Genomic DNA, 6,706 nt, shown 5'->3' on the forward strand with positions numbered 1-6,706 from the left:
ATTTAATAGTTGTTAATTTGAATACTTCGATAATGTTATATTTCCTGATAATCATTTGCAGGCAAAATGTTTTCACCCTTAAATGAGTATTTATTCTCATAGATCGAAAAAGGATTCATTATGGTTACACTTTACGGCATCAAAAATTGTGACACCATTAAAAAGGCTCGCCGTTGGCTGGAAGCCAATAACATCGACTATCGTTTTCATGATTACCGCGTCGATGGGCTGGACAGCGAATTATTGAACGGTTTTATCAACGAATTAGGCTGGGAAGCGTTACTGAACACCCGTGGTACAACCTGGCGTAAACTGGACGAAACCACCCGCAATAAAATCACCGATGCGGCCTCTGCGGCGGCATTAATGACTGAAATGCCTGCAATTATCAAACGTCCATTGCTCTGCGCGCCTGGTAAGCCTATGCTGCTGGGTTTCAGTGATTCCAGTTATCAGCAATTTTTCCATGAGGTGTAGTCTATGTCGTGCCCGGTTATTGAGCTGACACAACAGCTTATTCGCCGCCCTTCCCTGAGTCCTGATGACGCAGGATGCCAGGCTTTGTTGATTGAACGTTTGCAGGCGATCGGTTTTACCGTTGAACGCATGGATTTTGCCGATACGCAGAATTTTTGGGCATGGCGTGGGCAAGGTGAAACGTTGGCCTTTGCCGGGCATACCGACGTGGTGCCGCCTGGCGACGCCGATCGTTGGATCAATCCGCCGTTTGAACCCACCATTCGTGATGGCATGTTATTCGGACGCGGTGCGGCAGATATGAAAGGCTCGCTGGCGGCGATGGTGGTAGCGGCAGAACGCTTTGTCGCACAACATCCCAACCATACGGGGCGACTGGCATTTCTGATCACCTCTGATGAAGAAGCCAGTGCCCACAACGGTACGGTAAAAGTCGTCGAAGCGTTGATGGCACGTAATGAGCGTCTCGATTACTGCCTGGTCGGCGAACCGTCGAGTATCGAAGTGGTTGGTGATGTGGTGAAAAATGGTCGTCGCGGATCGTTAACCTGCAACCTTACCATTCATGGCGTTCAGGGGCATGTGGCCTACCCGCATCTGGCTGACAATCCAGTACATCGCGCAGCACCTTTCCTTAATGAATTAGTGGCTATTGAGTGGGATCAGGGCAATGAATTTTTCCCGGCGACCAGTATGCAGATTGCTAATATTCAGGCGGGAACGGGCAGTAACAATGTTATTCCGGGTGAACTGTTTGTGCAGTTTAACTTCCGCTTCAGCACCGAACTGACTGATGAGATGATCAAAGCACAGGTGCTTGCCCTGCTTGAAAAACATCAACTGCGTTATACGGTGGACTGGTGGCTTTCCGGGCAGCCATTTTTGACCGCGCGCGGTAAACTGGTGGATGCGGTCGTTAACGCGGTTGAGCACTATAATGAAATTAAACCGCAGCTACTGACCACAGGCGGAACGTCCGACGGGCGCTTTATTGCTCGCATGGGGGCGCAGGTGGTGGAACTCGGGCCGGTCAATGCCACTATTCATAAAATTAATGAATGTGTGAACGCTGCCGACCTGCAGCTACTTGCCCGTATGTATCAACGTATCATGGAACAGCTCGTCGCCTGATGAGTGGTTCTGCAAGAGGAAATAAGCATGGACTGGCTGGCTAAATATTGGTGGATTCTGGTGATTGTCTTTTTGGTAGGCGTCCTGCTGAACGTGATTAAAGATCTCAAGCGCGTCGACCATAAGAAATTTCTCGCCAACAAGCCGGAGCTTCCCCCGCATCGTGATTTCAACGATAAGTGGGACGATGACGACGACTGGCCGAAAAAGGATCAACCGAAGAAGTAAGCTGAGTGCTCAACCGTAGGCCGGATAAGGCGTTAACGCCGCATCCGGCAATGGTGAACGATGCCTGATGCGACGCTCACGCGTCTTATCAGGCCAGGTAATCTGTCTTTTACATCATTTCAATCACATCATCATCGCCAGGCTTACCGCCACTTAGCGCTTCGTCGAAATAATGTTTCGGAATGGTATAACGCAAGTGATCCAGGGCAAATTGCATACTGCGATTGTCGATCGCATGGCCTAAATCCTCCACGATATCCAGCGTCACGTCACCACCGGCACTGATTAACGCTTCCTGCGCCGCAACCGCATGCGCCAGATCGATAACCGGATCTTCACCGCCATGAATCAGGTGAATTGTCGTGGCTGTAGACGCAGTTTCCGGCAGGCTCGCATAGCGTCCGTTAAAAGCAATGACGCGTGAAGCAAGGCCCGGTTCGGCTTTAATGCTCTCCAGCACCATAATCGCGCCTTGAGAGAAACCGATGAGCGCCGTGGCGTTAGCCCCTACTCCGCTCTGTTTCTGCCAGTAGCGCACCGTTTCAATAAACGTCGGCATGATCGCATCCACACGCGCCTGGCGATTATCTTCCGTAATACCCTGCACCGAAAACCACTGACGCCCCGCCGGATTACCGCTCGGCTCCGCGCCACCGACACTCACCACCAGCGCATCAGGAAACAGCGGTGCAAACCAGCTACCTATTTCCCCCATTGCCACCGGGTTATCCCCGACACCGTGGAAAAGCAGTAACAACTGTTGCGCAGGTTTATCCGGGCTTTGAACAACAAAATGGTCATGTTTCATGGCGAACTCCTTAACTGATGTCATTAATTTTACGCCGCTGACTCACAATGACCATGGGAGAAAATTGAAGGAGTCAGTGAAAAAATTGCCATTGCGTTATGCGATCGCGCAGACGCTCAGTGCGAACATCATTAAGTGCGAACAGCGCCTGCGCGGCCTCTTCCCGCTGACGGACCAGTAACATCTTGCGGCCTGAAAGTTTAAGTGTGGTACATAACTGCGCGTCGCTGACGTTTTTCTGTAAACGCCCACGCAGCGCCGGTAATGCCAGTTCACTGGTTTGTAGCAGACGCAATAAGCAACCTAACGATGTTAATAGCGGACGATGAGCGAAAGCAAAACCGGCCAGTTCAAGCCAGTCGTCGTCAGAAAGGACGGCATCGTTTAGTGGATCAACAGGAAGCGTTTCGCCATTCCACTTTGCGAGAGCTTGCGCATCGCGACGTAAACGGTAATGCTCACGTTCAGCCAGTTGTTTACCCGCATTACTCATCGGTAACAGCGCCATCGCCGTATAGCAACCGCTGCTGGCTTCACGATGATTACCCATCCGCACCAGCACAAAACCGCAGCGGTGCCAGAAACGCCATAACTCCCCGGTGTAACCAAAACTCACCGAAAGATAGTCGAGGTCACGCGTATATTGCAAAGCACCAGCAATAAGTTGCTGCCCTGTGCCTTCCCGCTGACGCGCCGGATGAACTGCTATCCGGCTGACCCGCCGTCCACGCAATGTCGCTGCCAGTGGATTGCTACCGTGCGCCGCCAGCGACTGGGCCACCAGATTACCCCGCGGGCGACGAAAACCTGCCCATACCGCCTGACTGAGTTGTTGAGATAATCCGCCCTCATCCACCAGCCACAACGCCCCGGCAATCTCGTTTTCGCCAGCCGCCTGTAAAAAATGTTGCCCTGGTGCATCCATCATCCGGCGTAAATCCAGCGGCGAGGTCCGGTAGTGCGCACCAGACAATAACTGATAAACCTTTAACGGCGTTTCTGGATCGCTTCGCCATAACGTTTGTTCAAATGCGGAAATGACGATATTGCCTTGTGGTGTATGGGTGAAGTTTTCATCGTCAAAAACCAGTGCCTCGCTGACCATTTTTTCCAGCGGGCATCCCTGTGCCCAGCGGATCGGCTGTTGCAGTTCAAAACGGTGTAAATGCGGAAAGCGAGCGCAAAATTTCAGCAAAAAACCACGTCCGGTGCCTTCGTAGCCCTGCACCGTAGTGGTTAACAACGTTCGAGGAAAACGCGATACCAGTTGATGCAACAACGGCGCAGGTATGGCTGCGGCTTCATCGACCACCAGCCAGTCGGCTTGCTCATCGCTGGCTAACAAGGCATCCGGCGCAATAAAGCGAAACTTCTCGCCCGCAAATTGTGCCAGTACATCCGTTGCCGCTTTTGCGGGCGCAGTGACAATCGCACTACCCGCAATACGAGAAATGAGTTGCCCTGCCAGCGCCGATTTACCGCGCCCACGCGCAGCCGTTACCGCTGCCACGCCCGACGGCATGGTCAGTAGCTGCTGTAAGAGTTGCTGTTGTTCTGGTTGTGGTGCGCCGGTCGCGGTGTGCCAGTCAGTACGGGGAGTAAAATGCGCCAACGAGAACGGCTGGTTTTGCCGCCAGAGAATAGCGTCGTTATCCGCCGTAAGTACACGTTTGAAATGCTGGACAAAATGCGGCGTCGCAATAGGGTCAGGGCAATCACTCCAGCGCAGCGAGTCGGTATCAGGTTGGTTTTCCCACTCTTCCCATACAGGGAGTAACAAAACCAGCCAGCTTCCCGCTTTCAACGTTCCGCTAAGTGCCGCAAAGGCAGCGGCATCAAAGCCGTGGCGGGCGTCGAATACCGCATGCCGGAACTCGCGCCCAAGTAAAGTTTGTAGTGCCGAGGGAGAACAGTGGTTTTCAGCATCTGGCTGCGGCGAAATCCACAGCCAGTCGCCAGGTAAGGCATCACGCAACTTAAGCGCATGATCAAAACACCAACCCTCTTCCCCGCTCAACACCAGCAAGCGGCGGATCCCTTCACGTTTCATTTGCGCTGTTAATGTGTGAAACGCAGTCAGTTCAGCCATCCCTGCCCCGGAAGTTAAATGCTTTTACCAAAAGTATTGCATTGTGCCGGATCGCCGCTGTCGAAACCACGTTTAAACCAGCTGTAGCGTTGCTGAGAAGTGCCATGAGTGAAACTGTCTGGTACTACTCGCCCCTGACTTTGCTGTTGTAAACGGTCATCGCCGATGGCCTGCGCCGCGTTCAGCGCCTCTTCCAGATCGCCGGTTTCCAGAACGCCTTGCTGCTGCATACTATGCCCCCAGACACCGGCAAAACAGTCGGCCTGGAGTTCCATACGCACAGATAAGCGGTTCACTTCCGCCTGCGTCGCGTTTTGTTGCAGTTGACGAACTTTCGGCTCGATGCCTAACAGTTTCTGCACATGATGACCGACTTCATGGGCGATAACGTACCCCTGGGCAAAATCGCCATCCGCGCCAAGTTTGTCTTTCATGTCATCATAGAAGGAGAGATCGATATAAACCGTGCCATCCGCCGGGCAATAGAACGGCCCCATTATGGACTGGCCCGCCCCGCATCCGGTACGCGTCATTCCACGGTACATGACCAGCTTCGGTTGCTGATAGGTCTTACCCATCTTCTCGAACTGTTGTCCCCAGGTGTCTTCCGTGGTTGCCAGAATCACCGAGGTGAATTTTGCGGCTTCGTCTTCATTTGGGCTAATTGACCGCGTTGATTGCTGTTGAGAAACCGGCTGCCCGGTCATCAACCCGGTTAAATCAACGCCATAGTAGCCTGCAACCAGCACGACTATCAGTAAAATCAGCCCGCCTTTACCGCTCGGCAGACGGAAACCGGGACCGCCCATTGACGGACCGCCGGAGCTATTGCGCCTGTCTTCAACATTGTCACTTTCACGTCGCCCTTGCCAACGCATAGATACCTCAACAATATATTCATTATAGAAATGATCGTAGGTGGTTCAGAGGAAGATTACCACAGGAAAGCGGGATGAAATGGCGGAGGAATTAAGGCTTCATGCCACGTTATATAATTTACGAATGTTAGAAGTAAAAGAGAATGTTAGCTCCAGTCTTCTAGTCTGATTCCCGCCACTCGCTCAAACTCTCGGGTATTGTTGGTAACCACAATCAAACCGCGACTGCGAGCATGTCCCGCTATCATCTGGTCAAAAGGTCCAACAGGCCTTCCCTGCCGGGCAAGCTCGGCCCTGATTTGCCCGGTATGCGTCGCAGCAGCACTATCATAATCAAGCACTACCAAACGAGATACGAAACCTTCAATAACCGCCAAATTGCGTTCTGGCATCTGACTTTTTTCTGCCCCATAGATAAGCTCCATCAATGTTACAGAACTTATACACATCCGGCCAGAATTCAGGTTAAACCGCTCTCTGACATGTACTGGTTTATTCTTAATAGTGAAAATACAGATATTGGTATCCAGCATGAATTTCAGCATCAAAATGATTCCCTTTCCTGCATTGCGGGTTGATCACGGATATCCATAAAATCCGCACTCACATTTTCGCCATCAAACCAACTGTCCCAGGACTCACCGGCGGGAGTGATGATTCTTGTACGACCAATCGCAATAATTTCTACTTTCTTAACGTCTTCTGGCAGAGCGACCGCTTTCGGTAATCTGACGGCCTGACTGCGATTACTTAAAAATACAGTAGTTTCCATAGCCCCCCCCTTTTTGGGATATACGTTATGTATATACATATTGGCCTGGTATGACTTTCCTGTCAAAGGGAGATAATGAGAAGTATTGTAGCGGGGGTATCAAAGACATTTAGCCGGAGTACCCTCCGGCTAAAGAAACAAGCAACCAGAAAAATCAGTCCAGCTGTACACCCAGGCGGCGGGCGACGGCTTCATAGGCTTCGATCAGGCCACCGAGGCTCTGGCGGAAACGGTCTTTGTCCATTTTCTCCAGTGTTTCTTTGTCCCACAGGCGGCTGCCGTCCGGGGAGAACTCATCGCCCAGTACCACTTCACCTTTGTAC

General features: G+C 51.9%; 9 protein-coding genes. 3 read left to right on the forward strand and 6 right to left on the reverse strand.

Going from position 1 to position 6,706, the window contains the following annotated elements; translation table 11 throughout:
* The first annotated feature begins 120 nt into the window (after positions 1–120).
* Genes QZF50_RS21930 through QZF50_RS21940 form a run of 3 tightly spaced genes read left to right on the forward strand, consistent with a single transcriptional unit; the run spans position 121 to position 1,836 of the window.
* Complete coding sequence (locus QZF50_RS21930; RefSeq protein WP_000258247.1) at positions 121–477, forward strand: ArsC family reductase; 357 nt, start codon at positions 121–123, stop codon at positions 475–477.
* 3 nt (positions 478–480) lie between these two features.
* A complete protein-coding gene (gene dapE / locus QZF50_RS21935; protein ID WP_001277801.1) occupies positions 481–1,608 on the forward strand; it encodes a succinyl-diaminopimelate desuccinylase in 1,128 nt (375 codons plus the stop codon).
* 27 nt (positions 1,609–1,635) lie between these two features.
* Complete coding sequence (locus QZF50_RS21940; RefSeq protein WP_000383836.1) at positions 1,636–1,836, forward strand: YpfN family protein; 201 nt, start codon at positions 1,636–1,638, stop codon at positions 1,834–1,836.
* A 109-nt stretch (positions 1,837–1,945) separates the two neighbouring features.
* Here QZF50_RS21940 and ypfH read toward each other — a convergent pair whose 3' ends face one another.
* The 6 genes from ypfH to QZF50_RS21970 all read right to left on the reverse strand — a co-directional run.
* Complete coding sequence (ypfH, locus tag QZF50_RS21945; protein WP_000679823.1) at positions 1,946–2,644, reverse strand: esterase; 699 nt, start codon at positions 2,642–2,644, stop codon at positions 1,946–1,948.
* A 73-nt stretch (positions 2,645–2,717) separates the two neighbouring features.
* On the reverse strand, positions 2,718–4,733 hold the full coding sequence (gene tmcA, locus QZF50_RS21950) for a tRNA cytosine(34) acetyltransferase TmcA (RefSeq protein WP_000829294.1): 2,016 nt from the start codon (positions 4,731–4,733) through the stop codon (positions 2,718–2,720).
* A gap of 14 nt (positions 4,734–4,747) precedes the next feature.
* Positions 4,748–5,611 (reverse strand): neutral zinc metallopeptidase, encoded by an 864-nt coding sequence (locus QZF50_RS21955; protein WP_001267498.1) that lies wholly within the window; start codon positions 5,609–5,611, stop codon positions 4,748–4,750.
* A gap of 146 nt (positions 5,612–5,757) precedes the next feature.
* Entirely contained in the window at positions 5,758–6,156 is a 399-nt protein-coding gene (locus tag QZF50_RS21960; protein ID WP_000911330.1) for a type II toxin-antitoxin system VapC family toxin, read from the reverse strand.
* Entirely contained in the window at positions 6,156–6,383 is a 228-nt protein-coding gene (gene vapB, locus QZF50_RS21965; RefSeq protein WP_000450524.1) for a toxin-antitoxin system antitoxin VapB, read from the reverse strand. Before vapB ends, QZF50_RS21960 begins: the two co-directional genes overlap by 1 nt.
* Positions 6,384–6,537: 154 nt before the next feature.
* The coding region (locus QZF50_RS21970) for a phosphoribosylaminoimidazolesuccinocarboxamide synthase (RefSeq protein ID WP_285236748.1) at positions 6,538–6,706 on the reverse strand (169 nt) is incomplete at its 5' end.

The organism is uncultured Escherichia sp. (assembly GCF_948475835.1).
Lineage (GTDB): Bacteria > Pseudomonadota > Gammaproteobacteria > Enterobacterales > Enterobacteriaceae > ECMA0423.

What these genes read in the sequence shown, in the direction of transcription:
- QZF50_RS21930 (WP_000258247.1), top strand. Translation starts at nt 121, where the DNA reads ATGGTTACACTTTACGGCATCAAAAATTGTGACACCATTAAAAAGGCT.
- QZF50_RS21960 (WP_000911330.1), bottom strand. Translation starts at nt 6,156, where the DNA reads ATGCTGAAATTCATGCTGGATACCAATATCTGTATTTTCACTATTAAG.
- dapE (WP_001277801.1), top strand. Translation starts at nt 481, where the DNA reads ATGTCGTGCCCGGTTATTGAGCTGACACAACAGCTTATTCGCCGCCCT.
- ypfH (WP_000679823.1), bottom strand. Translation starts at nt 2,644, where the DNA reads ATGAAACATGACCATTTTGTTGTTCAAAGCCCGGATAAACCTGCGCAA.
- vapB (WP_000450524.1), bottom strand. Translation starts at nt 6,383, where the DNA reads ATGGAAACTACTGTATTTTTAAGTAATCGCAGTCAGGCCGTCAGATTA.
- QZF50_RS21940 (WP_000383836.1), top strand. Translation starts at nt 1,636, where the DNA reads ATGGACTGGCTGGCTAAATATTGGTGGATTCTGGTGATTGTCTTTTTG.
- tmcA (WP_000829294.1), bottom strand. Translation starts at nt 4,733, where the DNA reads ATGGCTGAACTGACTGCGTTTCACACATTAACAGCGCAAATGAAACGT.
- QZF50_RS21955 (WP_001267498.1), bottom strand. Translation starts at nt 5,611, where the DNA reads ATGCGTTGGCAAGGGCGACGTGAAAGTGACAATGTTGAAGACAGGCGC.